1 pseudogene is annotated in these 255 nt (G+C 64.3%); it reads right to left on the bottom strand.

Annotated features, from left to right (window positions below):
- Positions 1-255: pseudogene (locus C6558_RS39515) on the bottom strand (electron transfer flavoprotein-ubiquinone oxidoreductase); the annotation flags it as partial.

Raw genomic sequence — 255 nt, 5'->3', positions numbered from 1 at the left:
GATAGTCGATCTTTTTGTGCTGGGCGGCCGGTTCGAGGCTCTGCGCGTCGGTCTTGCCGTGTTTCAGCGTGCCGAAGAACGAGAAGCCGAACAGCTGGTTGGTCCACATGTCGAGACCGCCGAGCGCCACGCCGACCGCCGTGCCGAACTTCGACCACAGCGGCTTGACGTTCCTGACCCGCTTCAGGTCCTGGCCGATGGCGCTGTCGCGCCAACCACGCTCGATTTCGATCGGCTCGTCATTGGCGCGACCGC

Origin of the sequence: Ensifer sp. NM-2 (assembly GCF_003024455.1) — a bacterium.
In the GTDB taxonomy this organism is placed as follows: Bacteria; Pseudomonadota; Alphaproteobacteria; order Rhizobiales; family Rhizobiaceae; genus Ensifer; species Ensifer canadensis.
This window is presented reverse-complemented; position numbering and strand designations above follow the sequence as displayed.